The 19749-nt window shown below is 73.2% G+C and carries 19 protein-coding genes; 8 read left to right on the forward strand and 11 right to left on the reverse strand.

The genetic code is table 11. The annotated features are described in order from the left end of the window. Nucleotides 1-11 precede the first annotated feature (11 nt). The 6 genes from ACUY4T_RS04205 to ACUY4T_RS04230 are packed head-to-tail and all read left to right on the forward strand — an operon-like array spanning nucleotide 12 to nucleotide 7012. The gene (locus tag ACUY4T_RS04205) at nucleotides 12-911 is read left to right on the forward strand and encodes an ABC transporter ATP-binding protein (protein WP_446017652.1); all 900 of its coding nucleotides are present in this window, start codon (nucleotides 12-14) and stop codon (nucleotides 909-911) included. Continuing rightward, nucleotides 908-1807 (forward strand): ABC transporter permease, encoded by a 900-nt coding sequence (locus ACUY4T_RS04210; RefSeq protein WP_446017653.1) that lies wholly within the window; start codon nucleotides 908-910, stop codon nucleotides 1805-1807. Before ACUY4T_RS04205 ends, ACUY4T_RS04210 begins: the two co-directional genes overlap by 4 nt. 21 nt (nucleotides 1808-1828) lie before the next feature. Then, nucleotides 1829-3028, forward strand: a complete 1200-nt coding sequence (locus tag ACUY4T_RS04215) for a sensor histidine kinase (protein WP_446017654.1) — start codon at nucleotides 1829-1831, stop codon at nucleotides 3026-3028. After that, the gene (locus ACUY4T_RS04220; RefSeq protein WP_446017655.1) at nucleotides 3025-3675 is read left to right on the forward strand and encodes a response regulator; all 651 of its coding nucleotides are present in this window, start codon (nucleotides 3025-3027) and stop codon (nucleotides 3673-3675) included. Before ACUY4T_RS04215 ends, ACUY4T_RS04220 begins: the two co-directional genes overlap by 4 nt. Before the next feature lie 17 nt (nucleotides 3676-3692). Continuing rightward, a complete protein-coding gene (locus ACUY4T_RS04225; protein ID WP_446017656.1) occupies nucleotides 3693-5294 on the forward strand; it encodes a bifunctional phosphatase PAP2/diacylglycerol kinase family protein in 1602 nt (533 codons plus the stop codon). Between the two features lie 11 nt (nucleotides 5295-5305). Continuing rightward, the gene (locus ACUY4T_RS04230) at nucleotides 5306-7012 is read left to right on the forward strand and encodes a long-chain-fatty-acid--CoA ligase (protein WP_446017657.1); all 1707 of its coding nucleotides are present in this window, start codon (nucleotides 5306-5308) and stop codon (nucleotides 7010-7012) included. Nucleotides 7013-7021: 9 nt separating this feature from the next. Here the strand turns inward: ACUY4T_RS04230 and ACUY4T_RS04235 are convergent, their stop codons facing one another. The 5 genes from ACUY4T_RS04235 to ACUY4T_RS04255 form a co-directional block, all read right to left on the reverse strand. After that, nucleotides 7022-8248, reverse strand: a complete 1227-nt coding sequence (locus ACUY4T_RS04235; protein ID WP_446017658.1) for a UDP-N-acetylmuramate dehydrogenase — start codon at nucleotides 8246-8248, stop codon at nucleotides 7022-7024. Between the two features lies 1 nt (nucleotide 8249). Then, complete coding sequence (locus ACUY4T_RS04240; protein ID WP_446017659.1) at nucleotides 8250-8696, reverse strand: MaoC family dehydratase; 447 nt, start codon at nucleotides 8694-8696, stop codon at nucleotides 8250-8252. Beyond that, nucleotides 8696-9142, reverse strand: coding sequence for an FAS1-like dehydratase domain-containing protein (locus ACUY4T_RS04245; protein ID WP_446017660.1), 447 nt, complete (start codon nucleotides 9140-9142; stop codon nucleotides 8696-8698). The genes ACUY4T_RS04240 and ACUY4T_RS04245 overlap by 1 nt, the downstream gene beginning before the upstream one ends. 76 nt (nucleotides 9143-9218) lie before the next feature. Continuing rightward, nucleotides 9219-9776 (reverse strand): DUF937 domain-containing protein, encoded by a 558-nt coding sequence (locus ACUY4T_RS04250; protein ID WP_446017661.1) that lies wholly within the window; start codon nucleotides 9774-9776, stop codon nucleotides 9219-9221. Between the two features lie 88 nt (nucleotides 9777-9864). Then, a complete protein-coding gene (locus ACUY4T_RS04255) occupies nucleotides 9865-10239 on the reverse strand; it encodes a hypothetical protein (RefSeq protein WP_446017662.1) in 375 nt (124 codons plus the stop codon). A gap of 152 nt (nucleotides 10240-10391) precedes the next feature. Between ACUY4T_RS04255 and ACUY4T_RS04260 the strand changes: the two genes are divergently transcribed. Both ACUY4T_RS04260 and ACUY4T_RS04265 read left to right on the forward strand, forming a co-directional pair. After that, nucleotides 10392-10751 carry an ArsR/SmtB family transcription factor gene (locus ACUY4T_RS04260; protein WP_446017780.1) on the forward strand — a complete coding sequence of 120 codons (360 nt, stop codon included), beginning with the start codon at nucleotides 10392-10394 and terminating at the stop codon, nucleotides 10749-10751. A gap of 1 nt (nucleotide 10752) precedes the next feature. After that, on the forward strand, nucleotides 10753-11403 hold the full coding sequence (locus tag ACUY4T_RS04265; RefSeq protein WP_446017663.1) for an SRPBCC family protein: 651 nt from the start codon (nucleotides 10753-10755) through the stop codon (nucleotides 11401-11403). Between the two features lie 126 nt (nucleotides 11404-11529). On the opposite strand, the gene ACUY4T_RS04270 is transcribed toward ACUY4T_RS04265, so the two are convergent. The 6 genes from ACUY4T_RS04270 to gabT form a co-directional block, all read right to left on the reverse strand. Then, nucleotides 11530-13089, reverse strand: coding sequence for an APC family permease (locus ACUY4T_RS04270; RefSeq protein ID WP_446017664.1), 1560 nt, complete (start codon nucleotides 13087-13089; stop codon nucleotides 11530-11532). Next, on the reverse strand, nucleotides 13086-13973 hold the full coding sequence (locus ACUY4T_RS04275) for a universal stress protein (RefSeq protein ID WP_446017665.1): 888 nt from the start codon (nucleotides 13971-13973) through the stop codon (nucleotides 13086-13088). Before ACUY4T_RS04275 ends, ACUY4T_RS04270 begins: the two co-directional genes overlap by 4 nt. After that, entirely contained in the window at nucleotides 13970-15343 is a 1374-nt protein-coding gene (locus tag ACUY4T_RS04280) for a flavin monoamine oxidase family protein (RefSeq protein WP_446017666.1), read from the reverse strand. The genes ACUY4T_RS04275 and ACUY4T_RS04280 overlap by 4 nt, the downstream gene beginning before the upstream one ends. A 192-nt stretch (nucleotides 15344-15535) precedes the next feature. Further along, nucleotides 15536-17002 carry an NAD-dependent succinate-semialdehyde dehydrogenase gene (locus tag ACUY4T_RS04285; protein WP_446017667.1) on the reverse strand — a complete coding sequence of 489 codons (1467 nt, stop codon included), beginning with the start codon at nucleotides 17000-17002 and terminating at the stop codon, nucleotides 15536-15538. Between the two features lie 41 nt (nucleotides 17003-17043). Next, on the reverse strand, nucleotides 17044-18372 hold the full coding sequence (locus tag ACUY4T_RS04290; RefSeq protein ID WP_446017668.1) for a Glu/Leu/Phe/Val family dehydrogenase: 1329 nt from the start codon (nucleotides 18370-18372) through the stop codon (nucleotides 17044-17046). Continuing rightward, nucleotides 18369-19727: a 4-aminobutyrate--2-oxoglutarate transaminase gene (gene gabT / locus ACUY4T_RS04295; RefSeq protein ID WP_446017669.1), complete on the reverse strand. Its 1359-nt coding sequence runs from the start codon at nucleotides 19725-19727 to the stop codon at nucleotides 18369-18371. Before gabT ends, ACUY4T_RS04290 begins: the two co-directional genes overlap by 4 nt. Nucleotides 19728-19749: the final 22 nt, after the last annotated feature.

Below are 19749 nucleotides of genomic sequence, written 5' to 3' on the forward strand. Positions count from 1 at the left end.
GGCTCGAGGGCATGGACCAGACCGCACCACCGGAGGCGCCCGCCATCCGCATCCGCGGGCTCCGCAAGGAGTACCACGGCACGGCCGCCGTCGACGGCATCGACCTCGACATCGCGCGCGGCGAGACCTTCGCGCTGCTCGGACCGAACGGCGCCGGCAAGTCGACCACGATCGAGATCCTCGAGGGGTACCGGCTGCGCACCGCGGGCGAGGTGAGCGTGCTCGGCGACGACCCGGCGCACGGCAGCCTCGACTGGAAGGCCCGGCTCGGCATCGTCCTGCAGTCGGCGGGCGAGCCCGGGCGGTACACCGTGCGCGAGCAGCTCGCCCACTTCGCCCGGTTCTACCCGAACCCCCGCGACGTCGACGAGGTGATCGCCGCCGTCGGACTCGAATCGAAGGCGCGCACGCGCATCGCGAAGCTCTCCGGCGGGCAGCGCCGTCGGGTGGATGTCGCGCTCGGCATCATCGGGCGGCCCGAGCTGCTGTTCCTCGACGAGCCCACCACCGGGTTCGACCCCGAGGCCCGACGCGAGTTCTGGGGCCTCATCCGCGCGCTCAAGCAGGAGGGCACCACCATCCTGCTCACGACCCACTACCTGGACGAAGCGGCGCAGCTCGGCGACCGGGCCGGCGTGATCCTCGGCGGGAAGCTCCTCGAGGTGGCCCCGATCGGCGAGATCGGCGGCGCCGAGGCGCGCGTTCCGATCGTCCGGTGGCGCGACCGCGACGGCTCGCCGCGCGAGCAGCGCACCGAGCGGCCGGCGGAGCTCGTGGCATCCGTCACCCGCGACCTCGGCGGCGAGCCCGCCGAGCTCGAGGTGATCCGCCCGAGCCTGGAGGACATCTACCTGGGGATGGTGGGCGCGGCCGGCGCCGCAGCCCCCGACGACGAGGAGGCGCTCGCATGAGCACGACGACCACGTCCGCCGAGGACACCGCCGCCCGCGGGATCCGCTCGACCACGACCGGGACGGGCGGCCCCCGCACCCGCCAGCCCGGGCGCCTCGCCGTCGGCGTCGCCCGGATCGGCCACGAGGTGCGCGGCTACTTCCGCACGCCCGATGCCGTGTTCTTCACGTTCCTGTTCCCGTTCATCATGCTCGGCATCTTCACGGCCGCGTTCAGCGCGTCGGGCGACATCCAGCCGGGCCCGGGCGCCGAGGGCGTCTCGGTCGGCGCGTACTACCTGCCGGGCCTCCTCGCCGCGGGCATGCTGCTCTCGGGCGTGCAGAACCTGGCGATCGACATCGCACTCGAGAAGTCCGACGGCACGCTGAAGCGCCTCGGCGGGACACCGCTCTCGCCGGTGTCGTACTTCCTCGGCAAGTTCGGGCAGGTGTTCGTCACGGGCCTCCTGCAGGCGGGCCTCCTGCTCCTCGCCGCGGCGACCCTCTTCGGCATCGCCCTGCCGACCGAGCCCGAGAAGTGGGCGACCTTCGCCTGGGTCTTCGTGCTCGGCGTCGCGACGTCGGCGCTGCTCGGCATCGCGCTGTCGTCGGTGCCGCGCTCGGGCAAGTCGGCGGCGGCGGTCGTCATCCCGATCCTGCTCGTGCTGCAGTTCATCTCGGGCGTCTACCTGCAGTTCTACTCGCTGCCGGAGTGGATGCAGAACCTCGCGAGCCTCTTCCCGCTGAAGTGGATGGCGCAGGGCATGCGCGCCGTGTTCCTGCCCGACGACTTCGCGGTGCTCGAGCAGAACGAGGCGTGGGACCTCGGGTGGGTGGCGGTCGTGCTGCTGGCCTGGCTCGTCATCGGCCTCGTCGTCAGCCGCCTGACCTTCCGCTGGATCCGGCGCGACGCCTGAGCGCTGTGGGAGCCTGAGCCCATGCAGAACGTGCGGTGGTGGGATGCCGCGGCGGCGGCGGTCGCGGCGGTCATCGTCGCGATCTCCCTGTTCGAGCCGCCCTACGGCCCGGACGATGCCGCGACGTGGGCCGCCGCGGGCGCGTTCCTTCTCGTCCACCTCATCTGGGGACGCCGGTGCGTGCCCGAGGCCACGGCGCGCCGGCACCTGGCGGTCGCGATCGCCTACGCGGTGCTCCTCGCGATCGGCACCGCGGTCGAGCCCTCGTTCGCGATCCTGCAGGCCTTCCTCTACCCGTTCGTCTGGTCGACCTCGCCGACCACGCGCTCGGCGATCGTCGCGAACCTCCTGATCGCGGTCGCGATCGTCGTGGGGTACGCAATCCGGCAGGGGCCGGCGGGGATCGTCGTCGGGACCGCGATCGCCGCGCTCTCGGTCGGCTTCAGCATCGCGCTCGGACTCTGGATCACCCGCATCGCGATGTACGGCGAGGAACGCGCCCGCCTGCTCGACGAACTGCAGGCCGCGCAGGGCCAGCTCGCGGCGGTCCACCGCGAGGCGGGCGTCGCCGAGGAGCGTGCGCGGGTCGCCCGCGAGATCCACGACACGATCGCGCAGAGCCTCACCGGGCTCGTGATGGTCGCCCAGCGCGCCGAGCGGCGTCTCGACGGGGTCGACGGGGCGGGCGCGGCATCCGCTCGAGGCGACCTGGAGCTCATGGAGCAGATGGCGCGGGAGGCGCTCACCGAAGCGCGCGGGCTGGTCGCGTCCCTTGCGCCGGTCGACCCCGACGCCGGACTCGGGGAGGCGCTGCGCCGGCTCGCGTCCTCCTTCGAGCGCGAGACCGGCGTGCGGGTCTCCGCGACGACGGACGGCGCCGACCTCGACCGGGAACTCGAGGTGGTGATCCTCCGCTGCGCGCAGGAGGGGCTCGCGAACGTGCGCAAGCACGCGCAGGCGACGTCCGCGCAGGTGCGGGTCGCGGCCGACGGGCGGACGGTGTCGCTCGAGGTGCGCGACGACGGCGTGGGGCCGGGCGACGCGGCGCCGGGCGATCGCGGCTTCGGGCTCGCGGGCATGCGCGACCGCGTCGCGCTCGTCGGCGGCCGCGTCGAGTTCGGACCGGGCGCGGCGGGCGGCACGACGCTGCGCGTGACCGTGCCGCGAGCCGACGCCGACGCGCCCGCCGCCGGCGACCACACGACCGGAGCCACGCCATGACCGACCCGATCCGCGTCGTCGTCGCCGACGACCACCCGATCGTCCGCTCGGGCATCGTCGGGCTGCTCGAATCCGAGCCCGGCATCGACGTCGTCGGTGAAGCGGTCGACGGCGCCGAGGCCGTCGCCCTCGCCGCGGAACTGCGGCCGGACCTGGTGCTCATGGACCTGCGCATGCCGGTGCTCGACGGGGCCGCGGCCACCGAGCGGATCGTCGCCGACGCCGGGCCCGACGGCCGCACGCGCGTGCTCGTGCTCACGACGTACGAGACCGACGACCACATCCTCGCCGCGATCGAGGCCGGCGCGAGCGGCTACCTGCTGAAGGCCGCGCCGCAGGAGGAGATCCTGGCCGGCATCCGCTCGGTGGTCGCGGGCGAGACGGTGCTCGCGCCGTCGATCGCGGCGAAGCTCGTCACCCGCGTGCGGCAGCGCGCCACGTCGGCGCGCCCGGAGCCGGCGCTGTCGCCGCGCGAGCTCGACGTGCTGCGCCTGGTCGCCGACGGCCGGTCCAACCCCGAGATCGCCCGTCTCCTCCACATCGGCGAGGCGACGGTGAAGACGCACCTCGTGAACGCCTTCGGCAAGCTCGGGGTGAACGACCGGACGCGCGCCGTCACGCGTGCGATGGAGCTCGGACTGCTCTGACCGCCTACGCTGAGCGGATGGGGGTCGTCACTGGCGTTCGGGTCGCCGCGCGTCGGGCGCGCCTGCTGCCGCCGTGGGTCAAGCGAGCGGATGCCGCGGCCGCGCGTCGCGTGAACGGATGGCACTCCCATCCGCACGTCGACCGCTTCTGGTCGCGCCTCACCGGCTTCGCCGACCGGGGCGTGCTCTGGTTCACGCTCGCGGGCGTGCTGGCCGTGGTCGGGCGCAGACGCGCCGCCGCGCGCGGCATCCTGTCGCTGGTCGCGGCGAGCGCGCTCACGAACCTGATCGCCAAGCGCGTGTTCGGCGGCGACCGGCCGGTGCTGGAGGACATCCCGATCGGTCGCCGCCTGCCCGTGCAGCCGTCGAGCCGCACCTTCCCGTCGGGGCACTCCGCGAGCGCCGCGGCGTTCGCCACCGGCGTCGCGCTCGAGTCGCCCGGCATCGGGGCGGCGATCGCGCCCGTGGCGCTCGGCGTCGCCTACTCGCGCCTGCACGTCGGCGCCCACTGGCTCTCCGACGTGGTCGGGGGCCTGACGCTCGGCGCGGGCGTCGCCGCGGCGGGCGCCGCGATCGTCCGACCGCGTCCGGGTCCGCCCGCGCCGCCGCTGCCGGCCGGCGCCGACCGCTCGCTGCCGGCGTCCCCCGACGGGGAGGGCGTCTTCCTCGTGGTGAACCGCGGGTCGGGCACGAGCGTCGTGCGGGCCGACCCGGTCGACGTGGTCCGCGAGCGGCTGCCCCGCGCCGAGGTCCGCATCCTCGACGACGACGAGGACCTGGGCACGGTCGTCCGCGACGCGCTGGCTCGACCGGCGCCGCCGCGGATCCTCGGCGTGTGCGGCGGCGACGGGTCGGTCGCCGCCGTCGCGCACGAGGCGCGAACCGCCGGGGTGCCGCTCCTCGTCGTGCCCGGCGGCACGTTCAACCACTTCGCCCGCACGGCCGGGGCGCACTCGCCGGAGGCCGCCGTCGAGGCCGTCCAGCGCGGCGAGGGCGTGCGAGCGGATGTCGCCGAGCTCGCGTTCGGCGACGCCGAGCCGATCACCGTGGTCAACGCGGCATCCGTCGGCGTGTACCCCGACTTCGTCGCTGCCCGCCAGGAGCTGCAGCGCCGGCTGAGGAACAAGTGGCTCGCGGGCATCGTCGCCGCGGAGGGCGTGCTGCGCCGGGCCGAGCCCGTCACGGTCGTGATCGACGGCCGCCGCACCCAGGCGTGGACCCTGTTCGTCGGGGTCGGCAGGAACCACCGCGACACCCCGGCCCCGCTGCAGCGGTGCGCCCTCGACGACGGCGTGCTCGACGTGCGGCTGCTCCACGCCGGGTCGCACGTGCGGGCGGTCGCGTCGCTCGCCTTCGGCCGCCGGGTCGCCGCCGTGCTGCGCCACCTGCGCCTGATGCCCGAGCGCGTCGAGGGGTTCACCGTGCGCGAGCTCACCGTCGACGTCCGCCCGCGCCGTGGGCAGTCGCCCGGCTTCGCCCACGACGGCGAGGTGGCGCTCGAGGCGCCCGCCGCGGCATCCGCCCACCTCTCGGCGCCGGGCTACCGGACCACCGTGCGCGTGCTGCCCGGCGCCCTCGACGTCTACCGACCCGCGGTGCGCACCGCATCCGGGCGATGATGGAGCATGTGATGAACCCCCTCGACGAGCGTCCCTGGCTCTCCCACTACGCCCCCGGCGTGCCCCACGACATCGACGAGCCCTCGCAGACGCTCGTCGACCTGATCGACGACGCCGTCGCGCGGTTCGGGCGGCGCACGGCGCTGGAGTTCTTCGGCGCCGAGACGACGTACCGCGACCTCGGCGAGCAGGTCGCCCGGGCCGCCGAGGGCCTGCGACGGCTCGGCGTGGTCGCCGGCGACCGGGTCGCGCTGGTCCTGCCGAACTGCCCGCAGCACGTCGTCGCGTTCTACGCGGTGCTCCGCCTCGGGGCGATCGTGGTCGAGCACAACCCGCTCTACACGGCCCGCGAGCTGCGCCACCAGTTCGAGGACCACGGCGCGACCACGGCGATCGTCTGGGATTCCGTGGCCGACACCGTGGCGGACTTCCCGCGCGACATCCGCCCCGAGCGCATCATCGCGGTCGACCTCACCCGGGCGATGCCCTTCGGCAAGCGGATGGCGCTGCGCCTGCCCATCCCGCGGGCGCGCGCCGCGAGGGCCGCGCTCACGTCGAAGCCGACCGCGCGCGGGGTCATCGGCTGGGACGACCTGCTCGGTTCGAAGACGCTCTCGAAGCGGCATCCGCGACCGGCGCCCGGCGACACCGCCCTGCTGCAGTACACCAGCGGCACCACCGGAACCCCCAAGGGCGCGATGCTCACCCACCGGAACCTGCGCGCCAACGCCATGCAGGGGCAGGCGTGGGTGCCCGGCCTCCGCGAGGGCGAGGAGGTCTTCTACGGCGTCCTGCCGCTCTTCCACGCGTACGGCCTCACCCTCTGCCTGACCTTCGCGATGAGCATCGGCGCCCGGGTCGTGCTCTTCCCCAAGTTCGACGTCGACCTCGTGTTCGACGCGGCGCGGCACTCGCCGCCGACGTTCCTGCCGGCGGTGCCGCCCATCTACGACGCGCTCGCCCGGGCCGCCCAGGACCGCGGGACGGCGCCGCTGCGCGGCATCCGCTTCGCGATCTCGGGCGCGATGGCGCTGCCGACGGCGACCGTCGACCTCTGGGAGAGCGTCACGGGCGGGCTCCTCGTCGAGGGCTACGGCATGACCGAGTCGTCGCCCATCTCGGTCGGCAACCCGATGGGCCCGACCCGTCGCCCGGGCACCGTGGGGGTGCCGTTCCCGAGCACCGACATCCGGGTGGTCGACCCCGAGCAGCCCGACGAGGACCGCGCGCCCGGCGAGGAGGGCGAACTGCTGGTCCGCGGGCCGCAGGTGTTCGAGGGGTACTGGCGCCGCCCCTCCGAGACGGCGGAGACGCTGCTGCCCGGCGGCTGGCTCCGCACGGGCGACATCGTCCGGGTCTCGGACGACGGGTTCGTCACGATCGTCGACCGCCGCAAGGAGCTGATCATCACCGGCGGCTTCAACGTGTCGCCGTCCGAGGTCGAGGGGGTGCTGCTCGGCCACCCCGACGTGCGCGGCGCCGCCGTGGTCGGCCTGCCGCGCGAATCGGGCGGTGAGCAGGTCGTGGCGGCGGTCGAGCTGCGCGAGGGCGCGGCCTTCGACGCCGGCGCGATCCGCGACTTCTGCCGCGAGAGCCTCACGCCGTACAAGGTGCCGCGGCGCGTCGTCGAGGTCGACGAGCTGCCGCGCTCGCTCGTCGGCAAGGTGCTGCGCCGCCGCGTGCGCGACGACCTGCTGGCGCAGCGCGACGCCGACTGAGCGCCGGGGCTAGAGCTCGAGCCCGACGAACACCGGCTCGGGGTGCAGCGTGATCCCGAACTCGGCCTGCACGCGCCCCTGCACGAAGCGCGCCAGCTGGGCGACGTCGTCGGCCGAGGCGCCGCCGCGGTTGGTCAGCGCGAGCGTGTGCTTGGTCGAGACGGCGGCGTGCGAGCCGGGCAGGGCGAACCCGCGACGGATGCCGCTGTGCTCGATCAGCCACGCCGCCGACAGCTTCACGAGCGGCGGCTCCGCCGCGGCATCCGTCGCCTGCTCCTCGGCCCGCTCGAGCTCGGCCTGGTGCGCGAGGAACGCGTCGAGCGGCGACTCGGCCTCGAGCTCGGCGAGCGGGGTGACCTCGTCGGGTTCGTCGGGCTCGACGTACCACCGCGGCGCGTCGGCCGGGAGGGTCCGGGCGACGTGCTCCGTCACGATCGGGTTGGTGAAGAAGGAGCCCGCACTCACCGAGTCCGCGTCGTCCGGGTCGAGCACCATGCCCTTGGCCGAACGGAGGGCGAGCACGGCCTCGCGCACGCGCGCGACGGGCACGCGGTCGCCGAGCTGCACGCCGAGCGCCTGCGCGAGCTGGGCGTACGCGACCGGGCGGCCCACCGCCTCGCCGAGCACCTCGCGCTCGGCCGTCGTGTCGTGCAGGGCGAACTCCACCGAGACGACGACGCCGCGCAGCCCCTGCTTCAGCACCGAGGTGCGGTAGCCCAGCTCGAGCTCGTCGGCGGTCATGAAGCGCGGCTCGTCGGCGCCCTCGTCGAGGAACTCGATGCCCACGAGCGCGTTCGCGAGCTCCTGGCCGTACGCCCCGATGTTCTGCACCGGCGACGCGCCCACCGAGCCGGGGATGCCCGAGAGCGCCTCGAGCCCCGAGTACCCGCGCTCGACCGTGTACGCGACGAGCTCGTCCCAGTTCTCGCCCGCCTGCGCGCGCAGGTGCACGGTGCCCTCCTCGGCACCGGGCCGCACCTCGATGCCGCGCGTCGCGATGCGCACCACGGTGCCGGCGAACCCCTCGTCGCCGACGAGCAGGTTCGAGCCGCCGCCGAGCACCATCCACGGGTCGCCGGACGACTCGGCCTCGCGCACCAGGTCGACGAGCTCGCCGGCCGTCGTCGCCGTCACGAGGCGGTCGATCGGCCCGCCCACCCGCAACGTGGTCAGGTCGGCGAAGCGGATGCCGCGCTCCTCCGTCAGCTCGTGTCCGCCGGTCTCCGGAACCGTCATCTCAGGCGAGCCCCACCCGCACCTGCGCCTTGCCGAGCACCGTGGCGCCCTCGAAGGTCACGGTGAGGTCGATGCGCGCGGCGCGGGCCTCGGCGTCGAGCTGCCCCACCTTCGCGGCGACCCGCACGTCGGCACCCGCCTCCGGGTCGACGACGACGGGGCGCGTGAAGCGCACCTGGTAGTCGGCCACCCGGCCCGGGTCGCCGACCCAGTCGACGACCGGCTGCACCGCGAGGCCCATCGTGAGCATGCCGTGCGCGAGCACGCCGGGCAGGCCCACCGACGCGGCGACGTCGTCGCGGTAGTGGATCGGGTTGAAGTCGCCGGATGCGCCGGCGTAGCGCACGAGCGAGTCCCGGGTCAGGTGGAACTCCCGCTCGGCGACCACGTCGCCCACGGCGATCGCGTCGAAGTCGGGAAGGGCGGCGGCGATCGGGGTCTCGGGCATCAGTCGTCTCCTCGCACGACGAGGGTGGAGATCGCGGTCACGACGTGGGCGCCCGCGGCATCCGCGATCACCGACTCGGCGGTGACCATCGAGTGGGCGCCGAGGGTCTTCACGCTCGACACGGTGAGCGTCGCGACCAGCTCGTCGCCCGCGACGATCGGCCGCGACGACGTGAACCGCTGGTCGCCGTGCACGACCCGCGAGAAGTCGATGCCCGCGTCGGGTTCGGCGAGCAGCTGCGCGAGCGTGTGCTCCTGCACGACCACCGCGAACGTCGGCGGCGCGACGACGTCGTCGTAGCCGGCGGCGCGCGCGGCGTCGACGTCGAGGTGGATCGGGTTGGTCGCGAACACGGCGCGCGCGAACTCGCGCACCTTCTCGCGGCCGACGAGGTACGGCGCGGTGGGCGCGAACTCGCGGCCCTGCAGCTCGGGGTTCACTGGCACCGTGACAGTCTACGCAGCGGCGTCCGGGGCGAGCGGATGCCGCGTGCCCCGACGCCGGCCGAAGGCGAGCCGCGCGTCAGCGCTTGCCGGCGCCGAGCAGGCCGCCCAGCAGGTCGCCGAGGCCGCCGAGCATGCCCCCGCCGCCGCCTCCCCCGCCGCCGAGCAGGCCGCCGAGGATGTCGCCGATGCCCCCGCCGCCGGACGGCTCGGCCCCGGCCGTGCCCGACTCCTGGCGGCGCTTGGCGAACTGCCCCGCGAGGAAGCTCAGCACGATCGGCGCGAGGATCGGCAGCAGCTTCTGGATGAGGCCCTGGTCGGCGCCGCCGGACGAACCGAGCTTCTGCACGACCTGGTCGGTGTTCGACCCGAAGACGTTGTGCACGATCCTGTCGCCGTCGCCCTCGTCGACCTCATCGAGGTCGACGCCGCCCTCGAAGAGCTGCGGCGGGTGCTGCTGCACGGCGTGCTCGAGGGACGCGGCGCCCGCCGGGTCCTGCGCGTTCGCCCCCATGCCGCCGAGCAGCGCGGGCAGGGCCTCGTCGACGGCCCGGCGCGCGGTGGCCTCGTCGACGCCCAGCCGGCGAGCGAGGTCCGAGATCGGGATGTTGGCGATGATGTCGTCGTACCGGGCCACGTGGCTTCCCCTTTCGCGCCCGTCGTCGGGCGCACACGCTCACGCTATCCGCCGCGCCGCGGCGTGCGGAAGGCGGTCCGGCTGCGAGTCAGCCGAGGAAGATCGCCCAGAGCAGCGCGAGGTAGATGAGCACGAAGATCGTCGGCGTCACCCACTTAACGACCTGCATCCACAGCGCCGACGCCGCGATGCGGCGGCCCAGCGGCGTCGCGGCCGGCAGCCCACGGAGGTCGTCGATGATCGCGAGCCCCTCGTTCGCCGCGCTCACCTGCGCCACCGCGCCGAGCACGCCCGAGGCGAGCAGGATGCCGGCGGCGGCGAGCTTCACCGGGAGGTCGGCATCGTCCATGCCGAGGAGGAGGAAGCCGATGGTCAGCGCGAGCAGGAAGGTCGGCCCGAGCTGCGACACGATGACGTGCCATCGGCTCGCCCGCCACGCCGCGATGAGATCGTGCTCCGACATGCGCCCTCCCGGTGATCGGCCTGCCGTCACGGTACCGCCGCCCCGCGGCATCCGCCCGCACGACGCACGCGATTCCGCCGGGAATCGCCGGCGCGACGACCAACTCGAACAACACTCTTGACTTATATAAGCGTTTCGTGAACTATGGTCGCATGCACGCGCTCGACATCCTGGGCGACCCGGTCCGGCGCCGGATCCTCGAACTGCTCGCCGGCGGCGAGCTCGCAGCCGGCGACGTCGGGCGCATCGTGCACGCCGAGTTCGGCATCAGCCAGCCCGGCGTCTCGCAGCATCTCCGAGTGCTGCGCGAATCGGGGTTCGCCACGGTGCGCGCCGACGGCACGCGCCGCCTGTACGCGCTCGACCCCGAACCGATCAAGGAGGCCGCGGCGTGGTTCACGCCGTTCGAGCGCTTCTGGCGGCCGCGGCTCGACGCGCTCGGAACGGAGCTCGCCCGCTCAGGACGAGCACGCCGGCTCGCGGCATCCGACTCACCGGACAAGGAGACCTGACATGGATATCGACGCCCAGATCGCGGCGGTCGACCGCGGCCTCGCCGATGGCACGCGCGACGGAGCCGCCACCCGCGTCCAGACGCTCGTCCAGACCTACCCCGCTCCCATCGACGACGTGTGGGACGCGGTGACCTCGGCCGAACGGATCCCCCGCTGGTTCCTGCCGGTCACCGGCGAACTGCGCCTCGGCGGGCGATACCAGGTCGAGGGCAACGCGGGCGGCACGATCGAATCGTGCGATGCACCGCGCTCGTACGGCGTCACCTGGGAGTTCGGCGGCGGCGTGACCTGGCTCACCGTGCGGCTCGCCGCCGTCGACGACGCGCACACCCGCGTCGAACTCGAGCACGTCGCACTCGCCGATGACCTCGACGCCGGGATGTGGGAGCAGTTCGGCCCCGCCGCGACCGGCATGGGCTGGGACGGCGCGCTGCTGGGGCTTCACCAGCACCTCACGACCGGCGAGATCAGCCCCGACAACTCGGCCGAGTGGCTCCAGTCCGACGACGGCCGGCGGTTCCAGCGCATGAGCGCCGACCGATGGGCCGCGGCGCACGAGGCGAACGGGGCGGATGCGGCGACCGCGCGCCGCGCGGCCGACGCCACCTACGCCGCCTACACCGGAACACCCGCGCCGGCCGCGGACTGACGCCCCGACAGCTTCGCCGGCCCGCGGCACCGGGATGCGGAACCGCCCCGCCGGGTGTCGCCGGCGGGGCGGTTCGCGTTCACGCGCGGAGCCGGCACGGTGAGGAGACACCGGCCCCGCACGGGCTCAGTCGGCGGAGGCCCGCGAGAGCACCTCGCCGCGGAAGAACGCGGGGCGCTTGACCGCCTGCCAGATCATGATCGCGACGCCCGTGAGCAGCACGACCATGCCGAGGATGAACACGAGTCCGACGCCGCCGATCTCCGACCCCGATCCGTAGTCCGGGTCCATGCTGTCGACGAGGGTCGTCACGAACAGGACCGACAGGATGACGCCGCCGACGAGCGGGAACAGCAGCGTGAAGAAGAACTCGCGCACCGAGCGGAACCACGTCCGGCGGAAGAACCACACCGCCGCGAACGCCGTGATGCCGTAGTAGAAGCAGATCATCATGCCGAGGGCGGTGATCGTGTCCCAGAGGACGTTCTCGCTCACGAAGCGCATGACCGCGTAGAAGGCGGATGCCACGACCGCCGAGACGATCGTCGCGTACCCGGGCGTGAAGAACCGCGGGCTCACCGTCGCGAACCGCGGCGGCAGCGCGCCGTAGTGGCCCATCGCGAGCAGCGTGCGGGCCGGCGAGACGAACGTCGACTGGAGGCTCGACGCGCTCGAGGTGAGCACCGCGAGCGACACCAGGATGGCGAGCGGGCCCAGCACCGGTCCGGCGAGTGCGAAGAACACGTTGTCCTGGATGTCGGGGTTGCCGAGGCCGAACTCGCCCTCGCCGACGCCCGCGAACGAGATGAGCGAGACCGAGATGAGCAGGTACAGCGACACGATGATGAGCACCGACAGGGTGGCGGCCCGGCCCGGGGTCTTCTCCGACCCCTTCGTCTCCTCATTCATGGTGAGGGTGACGTCCCATCCCCAGAAGATGAAGATCGACAGCGACAGGCCCGCCGCGAGTGCGCTGAAGTCGCTGACGGCGAACGGATTGAACCAGCTCAGCTCGATGGGCGTCGCGTCGAACGCGTTGCCGTTGGCGACCTCGACGAGCGCGGCGATCGAGAAGACGAGGAGCACGATCACCTGGAACCCGACGAGCCAGTACTGCAGCTTCTGCGTGGTCTGCATGTCGCGGTACGAGATCATCGTCGCGCCGAGCATGAACAGCAGGCACACGACGACGTTCACGAACGGGTTCGCGGCGATGCCGGCGATCTCGGGGTTGCCGACGATCTGCGAGATGGCGAGGAAGAGGAAGTCGACCGCGATGCCCGCGAGGTTCGACAGCACCAGGATGGTCGCGGCCACGAGGCCCCATCCCGCCATCCACCCGATCCACGGGCCGAACGCCCGCGTGGCCCATGTGAACGACGTGCCCGAGTCGGGCATGCGGCGGTTGAGCTCCCGGTAGCCGAACGCCACCAGCAGCATCGGGATGAAGCCCAGCAGGATGATCGCCGGGACCTGGGTGCCGACCTCGGACACGGTCGGGCCGAGCGCGGCCGTCAGCGTGTACGCGGGGGCGATGCACGAGATGCCGATGACGATCGCGCCGATGAGGCCGACGGAACCGGCGGACAGCCCCTTGCGGGTGATGCCGCCCTCGGGGGCGTCGATCGCCCGGGTTGCCTCCGTGAGCGGAGCGCCGGGCTGGGACTGGGGCTGGGGTTGCGTCATTGCGAGGTCTTTCCCTGGGTGGTGCGGGGCACCACGATCATCGGTGCCGGCAGCTCGCGCAGCACCTTCGCCGCGGTCGAGCCGAGGAACAGGCGCCGGGGTGCCGCGAGGCGGCTCGAGCCGACGAGCACCAGCTCGCCGTCGTGCCAGTCGAGGGCCCGCACGGCGTCCTCGATCGAGGACCCGCGGGCGATCTCGACGCTCGCGTCGAGGCCCTCGGGAAGCCTCCGGTGCGCCTCCTCGAGCACCTGCTCGGCGTGGGTCGAGCTCGTGAGCTCGGCGAGGTGCGCGTCGAGGCCCGCGGGCAGGTCGATGGGCACGAGCGAGAGCAGGCGCAGCGGGGCGCGAGTCGCTCGGGCGAGCGCGGTCGCGGCCTCGAGCTGCTCCTCCGCACCGGGGCGGGTGCCGACGCACGCCGTGATGCGGCCGACGCCCTGCGACGCCGGGATCTCGCGCGCGCCGGCGGGCGCGAGCACCACCGGCACGTCCGAGGAGTGCAGCAGCTCGTTCGCGACCGACCCCACCCGCGCGTGCGCGCGGCGGCCTCCCCCGGAGGGACCGACCACGATGAGGCTCGCGCCGAACTCGTGCGCGGCCGCCACGAGCCCCTCGGCGAACGACTCGGCGTAGCGGATGTGCAGCTTCGATGCGACATCCGCCCCCAGGTGGGTCGACGCCTCGGTGAGCCACTCTCGCGACTGCTCGCGCAGGTACCGCAGGTAGCCCTGGTCGACGGGGACGCGGGCGTTGTGCGCCTCGGAGGGCAGCACCATGACGACCTCGAGCGCTCCCCCGGCCGCCGTCGCGATGCGGTTCGCGAGGGCCAGCGCGTCTGCGCCCGACTCGTTGGCCGTGTAGCCGACGACGATCGAGACCTCGCTCATGCGAGCTCCTCGAAGATCTGCGACGCGACGAGCCGGCCCATGCGGATGGCGCCGTCGACGTGCTGGTAGCCCTTGCCCGCCATGTCGGAGCACGCGAAGCGGATCGGGCCGACCGGGGTGCGCAGGTCGGCGCCGTACCGGGCGAGTCCGCCCATGTCGAAGCTCGCGGCGTACGCGCCGCGCGTCCACTCCTCCGAGCCCCAGTCGGACTCGTAGTAGACGACCGGGTGCTTGGCCTGCTCGCCGTAGTAGTGCGACATCGACTCGAGGATGGCGGCCTTGCGCTCCTCGGCCGAGAGCTGGAACACGCCGTCGGCGGCCTCGTCGGCGACGAAGGCGACGAGGGTGCCGCGCGGGTCGCCGTGGTTGGTGTTGTCGTACGCCTCGTGCACGAGCTCCCACGGGCTGAACGCGGTGCCCGACAGCCCCTGCTCGCGCCAGAACGGCGTCTCGTACACGGCGTGCACCTTGATCACGAAGCCCATCGAGAGGTGCTGGTGCAGCTGGTGCTGTCGGCGCGGCAGCGGCGGCTCGTACGAGATGCGGTTGACGAGGATCGGCGGCACGGCCAGCACGATCTCGCGCGCGTGCACCTCGAGCTCGTCGGTCACGGCGACGACCGCGGCCTGCCCTGGGGCGGCATCCGCCTGCCAGCGCACGGTGCGCACGGGCTGGTTCAGCCGCACCCGGTCGCCGAGGCGCTCGGCGAGGCCGAGCGGCACGAGCTGCAGGCCGCCGACGACGCGGCGGTCGAGGATGAAGTCGGCGTCGACGAGGTTCGAGAACGAGCCCGCGGAGGCCGCCATGAGCAGCGCCTGCAGCGCCGAGAACGCGTGCGCGGGCTTGGTGAGCATCGCGCCGGCGATGAACATGCCGATGTTCTCGCGGGCCTCCTCGTCGTCGGTCTGCGTCTCGAGCCAGCGCGCGAACGAGACCTCGTCGAGCTCCTTGGCGCGGGGGTGCGCCCACGGCTGCTCGGGGTCGATCTCGGCGACGAGCGCGTCGAGCTTCTCGATGAGGGTCAGGATCTCCTGCTCGGTCGCGGGCGGCACCGGGAAGATGTCGCCCTCGAACCGCTTGAGCTCGCCCGTCGGCCCGATGTAGATGTTGACGCCCTCGCGGTAGCGCGGGTAGGTCTCGAGGCCGAGCTCGTCGAGCGTCTCGATCAGGGCGTCCTGGTCGGGCGAGACCCACTGGCCGCCGACCTCGAGCATGGCCCCGTCGATGACGTCGGTGTGGAGGCGGCCGCCCACGCGGTCGCGCGCCTCGAGCACGACGACGTCGCGCCCGGCCTTGACGAGCTCGGTCGCGGCGGTGAGGCCCGCGGCCCCCGCGCCGACGATGACGACGTCGGTGTCGATGCGTTGCATGGTTCGGTGCTGCTTTCTGTGTGCGAGGTCTGCCTGCTCTTCTCAGGAGTTTTCCGGCGTGTCGCCGCTGGGAGCGGCGTGTCGTCCTGAGAAACGGCCCGATTCGGGGGCCGGGTCCTGAGAAGAGGAGCAGCGAGAGAAGAGGGGGGCGGATGCCGCGACGCGGGGTCGCGGCATCCGCTCGCCCGGCGGCTAGGCCGGGATCAGCGTGTACTTCGTGTCGAGGAACTCGTGGATGCCCTCGAAGCCGCCCTCGCGGCCGATGCCCGACTGCTTGACGCCGCCGAAGGGGGCCGCCGCGTTCGAGACGAGACCCGTGTTCAGGCCCATCATGCCGGTGTCGAGGCGGTCGATCATGCGGTGGCCGCGCGCGAGGTCCTGCGTGAACACGTAGGAGATGAGGCCGTACTCCGTGGAGTTCGCGAGGCGCACGGCCTCGTCCTCGTCGGCGAACGTGGTGATGCCGAGGACCGGTCCGAAGATCTCCTCGCGGAGCAGGCGCGCGTCGGAGGTCACGTCGCCGAGCACGGTCGGCGCGTAGAACGTGCCGGCGCCGTCGATCGCCGAACCGCCGGCGAGGACCTTCGCGCCCTTGTCGACCGCGTCGGTCACGAGCTCGTGCGTCGAGGCGACCGCGTCGGCGTCGATGAGCGGGCCGATGTGCACGCCCTCCTCGGTGCCGCGCCCGACGTTCATGCCCGAGACGCGCTCGGTGACGCGACGCGCGAACTCCGCCGCGACCGACTCGTGCACGATGAAGCGGTTCGCCGCCGTGCAGGCCTGGCCGATGTTGCGGAACTTCGCGACCATCGCGCCCTCGACCGCCTTGTCCAGGTCGGCGTCCTCGAAGACGACGAAGGGGGCGTTGCCGCCGAGCTCCATCGAGGTGCGGAGGATGCCCTGCGCCGACTGCTCGATGAGCTTGCGGCCGACCTCGGTCGAGCCGGTGAACGAGAGCTTGCGCAGGCGCGGGTCGGCGATGATCGGGCCAGAGACCTTCGACGAGCTCGTGGTGGTGACCACGTTCACGACGCCCTTCGGCAGCCCGACCTCCTCGAGCAGCTGCACGAACGCGATGGTCGTGAGCGGCGTCAGCGCGGCCGGCTTGACGACCACGGTGCAGCCCGCGGCGAGCGCCGGCGCGATCTTGCGGGTCGCCATGGCGAGCGGGAAGTTCCACGGCGTGATGAAGTACGACGGGCCCACGGGGCGCTGCGCGACCACGATGCGGCCGGTGCCCTCGGGGTTCCAGCCGTAGCGGCCGGTGATGCGCACGGCCTCCTCGCTGAACCAGCGGAGGAACTCGCCGCCGTACTTGACCTCGCCGCGCGCCTCGGCGAGCGGCTTGCCCATCTCGAGGGTCATGAGGAGCGCGAAGTCGTCGGCGCGCTCCATGAGCGTGTCGAAGGCGCGGCGGAGGATCTCGCCGCGCTCGCGCGGGGCGGTCGCGGCCCACGCGTCCTGCGCGGCGACGGCCGCGTCGAGGGCGCGGATCCCGTCGGCCGGCGACGCGTCGGCGATGGTCTTGATGACCTCGCCCGTGGACGGGTCGCGGACCTCGAAGGTCTTCCCGCCCTCGGCCCCGATCCAGTCGCCGCCGATGAAGAGGCCGTCGGCGACGCGGTCGAGGAGGGCGGATTCCTGCGTTGCAGTGGTCATGCGTTGGTTGTCCGTTCCAGTCGTGCGCGGGTCTCGCGCGATCACGGGTAGAGGCCGCGGATGCGATGCGCCTCGGCGACGCGCTCGACGGCGAGCGCCGTGGCGGCGGTGCGGAGCGAGAGGTCGCGGGCCTCGGCGTAGCCGAGGACGTGACGCCAGGCGTTCAGCATCCGCTCCTCAAGTCTGCTCTCGACCTCGTCGGCACGCCACCAGTACGCCTGGTTGGCCTGCACCCACTCGAAGTACGAGACGATGACACCGCCCGCGTTGGCGAGGATGTCGGGGACGACGAGGACGCCGCGCTCGCGCAGGATCGCGTCGGCGGCGGGCGTCGTGGGGCCGTTGGCGCCCTCGACGATCACGCGGGCGAGCACGTCGCGCGCGTTGGACTCGTTGAGCACGCCCTCGACGGCGGCCGGCACGAGCAGGTCGACGTCCTGCGTCAGCAGGTCGTCGCGGTGCAGCTCGTCGGCGCCGTCGAAGCCGATGACCGACCCGGTGGCGCGCACGTGGTCGGACAGGGCCTCGAGGTCGAGGCCCTGGTCGTTGCGCACGGCGCCGTACTGGTCGCTCACCGCGGTGACGCGCACGCCGGCCTCGGCGAGGAACCGCGCGGCATCCGCGCCGACCTTGCCGAAGCCCTGCACGGCGGCGGTCGAGCGCGACGGCTCGAACCCGGCGTGCCGGAGGGCCGCGAGCGCGATGTGCGTCACGCCGCGCGAGGTGGCCGAGGCGCGCCCGAGCGAGCCGCCGAGCGAGATCGGCTTGCCGGTCACGATGCCGGGCACGGTGTAGCCCGAGTTGACCGAGTAGGTGTCCATGATCCAGGCCATGGTCTGCTCGTCGGTGCCGATGTCGGGTGCGGGGATGTCGCGCTCCGGGCCGATGATCGGCAGGATCTCGCTCGTGTAGCGGCGGGTCACGCGCTCGAGCTCGGCCGTCGAGTGCTCGCGCGGGTCGATCGCGAGCCCGCCCTTGGCGCCGCCGTACGGCACGTCGAGGAGGGCGCACTTCCAGGTCATCCACATCGCGAGCGCGCGCACCTCGTCGAGGTTCACGTTCGGCGCGTAGCGGAGGCCGCCCTTGGCGGGGCCGCGCGAGAAGTTGTGCTGCACGCGGTAGCCCAGGTACAGGCGGCTCTCGCCCGAGTCCAGGCGGAGCGGCACGGCCACGCTCAGCTCGCGTCGCGGGGTCGCGAGCATCTGGTGCAGGCCGTCGCCGTAGCCGAGCAGCGCCACGGCCTCGGAGAGCTGTGCGCGCGCGTCGGCGAGCGGGGTCGGTTCCGCGTCTGCGCGGGCGGCGGATGCCGCGGCATCCGTCGCCGGCACGGCGGCCAGGGGCGACGTCGTCGGCGCCGTCACGGGGTTCATGCGGTGCGCAGCCCTTCGGCGATGACGTCGAGGCCCTCGATGAGGAGCTCGTCGTCGATGGTGAGCGGCGGCAGGAAGCGGATGACGTTGCCGTAGGTGCCGCACGTGAGCACGAGCACGCCGTTCGCGTGGGCGTACGCCGCGAGCCGGCCCGTGAGCGCGGCGTCGGGCGCGCCGGTGGCGGGGTCGACCAGCTCGATGGCGACCATGGCGCCGCGACCGCGGACGTCGCCGATGCGGGCGTCGGCGGTGCGCAGGGCGTTGAGGCGGCCGATGAGCACGGCGCCGATCTCTTGCGCGCGCTCGATGAGGCCGTCCTGCTCGTACGACTCGATCGCGGCGAGCGCGGCGGCGCATGCGAGCGGGTTGCCGCCGTAGGTGCCGCCGAGGCCGCCCGCGTGGGCGGAGTCCATGATGTCGGCACGGCCGGTGACGGCCGACAGCGGCAGGCCGCCGGCGATGCCCTTGGCCGTGACGACGAGGTCGGGGACGATGCCGTCGTGCTCGCTGGCGAACCAGGCGCCGGTGCGGCCGAAGCCGGTCTGCACCTCGTCGGCGATGAACACGACGTCGTTCTCGTTCGCCCACTTCACGAGCGCCGGCAGGAAGCCGGGCGCGGGGACGATGAATCCGCCCTCGCCCTGGATGGGCTCGATGATGATCGCGGCCAGGTTGTTCGCGCCGATCTGCTTCTCGATCTGCGTGATCGCCCGGGCGGCCGCCTCGGCGCCGGAGAGGCCGTTGTCGCGGTACGGGTAGCTGAGCGGGGCGCGGTACACCTCGGGCGCGAACGGGCCGAAGCCGTCCTTGTAGGGGATGTTCTTCGCGGTGAGGCCCATGGTGAGGTTGGTGCGGCCGTGGTAGGCGTGGTCGAACGCGACGACGGCCATCTTCTTCGTGAAGTGGCGCGCGATCTTGACGGCGTTCTCGACGGCCTCGGCGCCCGAGTTGAACAGCGCGGAGCGCTTCTCGTGGTCGCCCGGGGTGAGCTCGTTGAGCTTCTCGGCGACGGCGACGTAGCCGTCGTAGGGCGCGACGGTGAAGCAGGTGTGGGTGAACGCGTCGAGCTGCGCCTTCACGGCGTCGACGACGCGCGGGTTCGAGTTGCCGACGCCGGTCACGGCGATGCCCGAGCCGAGGTCGATGATCGAGTTGCCGTCGGCGTCGACGATGACGCCGCCCCCGGCTGCGACCACCGAGACGGGGATGGTGTGCCCGACGCCCTTCGCGACGGCCTGCGCCTTGCGGGCGATGAGCTCCTGCGAGCGCGGGCCCGGGATGCTGGTGACGAGGCGGCGCTCCTGCGGGAGGGCGGGGCCGCCGACGGCGGTGGCCGTGGGATCGACGATGGTCATGGGTGCTCCGATGCGGTGACGA

The sequence above is a fragment of the Agromyces arachidis genome (assembly GCF_052805135.1).